1 protein-coding gene and 2 pseudogenes are annotated in these 2,902 nt (G+C 59.9%); all 3 read left to right on the plus strand.

Annotated features, from left to right (window positions below; all coding sequences use genetic code 11):
* Positions 1-111, plus strand: a pseudogene (locus ACR0NW_RS23930) (D-glycerate dehydrogenase); the annotation flags it as partial.
* Complete coding sequence (locus ACR0NW_RS23935) at positions 111-2,741, plus strand: phosphoenolpyruvate carboxylase (protein WP_480453293.1); 2,631 nt, start codon at positions 111-113, stop codon at positions 2,739-2,741. The pseudogene ACR0NW_RS23930 and the gene ACR0NW_RS23935, both read left to right, overlap by 1 nt.
* A 24-nt stretch (positions 2,742-2,765) precedes the next feature.
* Positions 2,766-2,902: pseudogene (gene glyA, locus ACR0NW_RS23940) on the plus strand (serine hydroxymethyltransferase); the annotation flags it as partial.

Below are 2,902 nucleotides of genomic sequence, written 5' to 3' on the forward strand. Positions count from 1 at the left end.
CCCCATCTCGGAAGCGCAACACGCGAGGCCCGCGAAGCTATGGGATTCCGCGTCATCAAAAACCTCAACCAATTCTTCAACGGCAAAAAACCACAAGACAGAGTGATTTGATGCAAACAGCGGCAAAGGACGAATATCCACCGAATGTGTCTTCGGCCTATGCCGAAGGTCTGCGGAGCGAACTGCACAGGCTGTGGCGCAACATTCTGTCGAAGCGGGCGCCACATGTCGCCGCTTGGGCCGATGCCACAACGCCGGGGCCTCTGCCCACTGGGCCTGATGCCACACCCTATTTGCAGGCGCTGTCGATCTGGTTCCAGCTGCTGCGTATCATCGAGGAAAATGCAGCTGTCAGAAACCGCCGGTTGACGGAAACCCGCGATGGCCCCGCAACAGTCGAAGGCGGGTTCGCCGAGGCGCTGTCGAACCTGTCCCTGACCAACAACCAAATCGGGCAATTGGCCGGAGACCTTCTTGTCGGTCCGACCCTTACCGCGCACCCGACCGAAGCCAAGCGCGTCACTGTGCTGGAGATACATCGCCGCATCTATCGCCACCTTGTCAGCCTTGAGGCGCAGCGCTGGACGCCGACCGAGCGGGCTGAACTGCTGAATGCGCTTGAGGGCGAGATCGATCTGTTGTGGATGACCGGAGAACTGCGCCTTGCCCGCCCCAGCCTCAGGGACGAGATCGAGTGGGGGTTGCAGTTTTTCCGCGACGCTATTTTCGACGCTGTCCCGCAGGTCATGCAAAGGTTCGATCACGCATGTCAGGATGTGCTGGGGCAGACCTTGTCGACTGCACCGAACCTGCGGTTTCACAGCTGGATCGGCGGTGACCGGGACGGCAATCCGAACGTTACAACCGAAATGACCGCTCTGGCACTGCAGCGCGGACGCGAGTCGGCAATCGAGATGTATCGCGAGGCCATTGATGAGGCCGCCGGTCGGCTGAGCATCAGCGCGCTGATCCTACCCCTGCCTGAAGTCCACGCCGCACGTCTGCAGGACATCACAGATCGTGCACCCGGCAGTGGTCGAAACGCAAACGAACCTTTCCGGCAGGCGCTCACTGCGATCAGCCATCTCCTACAGCATCAGGGTTATGACCACACGACGCAATTCATCGCGGATCTCGAAACGCTTGATGCGGCATTGTGCTCGGTCAACGCTGATCTACTGGCACGTCAGTACATTCGGCCATTGCGCCGCTCGGCATCGGTTTTTGGGTTCCGAACCACAACGCTGGACATTCGCCAGAACTCGACCGTGACCACCAATGTCCTGACTGAAATATGGGGCATGTACGGCGCCGCACCCGAGTATGGAACGCGTGAATGGTCCACCCGCCTGCGGGCCGAGCTGGCCAATCCTGATTTGCCGGACCTTGATCAAAATGACCTGAGCGATCAGGCGAGGGAACTGCTGGCGCTGCTTTCACTGGTTCATTCTGTTCGAACCGGTCCCGACCCCCGCGCAATGGGCCCGTTCATCCTGTCGATGACCCGATCGGCGGATGACATTCTGGGCGTCTATCTGTTGGCGCGCTATGCCGGATTCGGGACGGAAACGCTGGACATATCGGTGGTGCCGCTGTTCGAAACCATCGCCGATCTGCGCAACGCACCCTCGATCCTGCTTGAGGTGCTCGATGTTCCTCTGGCCCGGCGCAGCCTCAAGACAGGGGGCAACAAGATTGAGGTGATGCTGGGATATTCGGACAGCGGAAAGGACGGGGGTTTCTTCTGTTCAACGTGTGAACTGGACCGCGCGCAGCGCAGGATCGTCTCCGCGCTGGCCTCTCAGGGATTTCGAGCAGCCTTTTTTCATGGTCGCGGTGGCTCTGTCAGTCGTGGCGGGGCTCCAACCGAACGTGCGATTGCCGCACAGCCGAAAGGAACCATTTCCGGGCGGCTTCGGGTGACGGAACAGGGCGAGGTCGTTTCGGCCAAGTACGCCAACCGGGGAACCGCCGCCGCACATCTGGAGCTGCTGTTGTCCAGCACCCTGTGCCACACAGCAGACAGCAGCGAAGCGCCAGCGCGCCCCGAATTCCAAGATGCCATGGATGCGTTATCGGAATTGTCGCAGACGGCCTATGTCTCGCTGCTCGAATTGCCCGGATTTCTGGATTATTTCCAGCAGGCCAGCCCGGTCGAGGAACTGGCCCGCCTGAAAATTGGCTCGCGCCCAACCCGCCGGTTTGGGGCCGCAAGCCTGAATGATCTGCGCGCCATCCCGTGGGTGTTCGCATGGTCGCAGAACCGCCATCTGATCACTGGTTGGTACGGGTTCGGGGCCGCAATGAACAGTTTCCGCCGTTTCCGGGGCGCGCGCGGTGACGAGGTGCTGCACGATCTGTTCCGTCAGTCCCGTCTGTTTCGTCTGGCAGTCGATGAAATGGAAAAATCGCTTTACCAGACGGACATGTCCATTGCCGCAAGCTATGCGGAACTGGTCAGTGACGCGGGGACCCGCCAGCGCATCCTCACCGCAGTTACCAACGAATACGACAGTACCTGCAGCGCCATTCGCTTTTTGACCGGCGGGCAGGAAATTGGACATCGGTTCCCGCACTTGTGCGAGCGCTTTGAACGCAAGCGGGCAGAGTTGAACCGCATTCACGCGCTGCAGGTGGATTTGCTGCGGCAGACCAGGAATGAACCGCAGAACGGAACCGTACCCGTTCCATTGCTGCAATCCATGAACGCCATATCGGCTGGCCTCGGCTGGACCGGTTAATTCAATAATCAGGAGATAGACGACGTGAACGCTCCCCATCGCCCCAACAATTTCTTTACCCAGTCTCTTTCGGAGCGTGACCCCGAGCTTTTCGGCTCGATCACGTCTGAGCTTGGTCGCCAGCGCGACGAGATCGAGCTGATCGCCAGCGAGAACATCGT

Source organism: Ruegeria sp. CF5 (genome assembly GCF_056537325.1).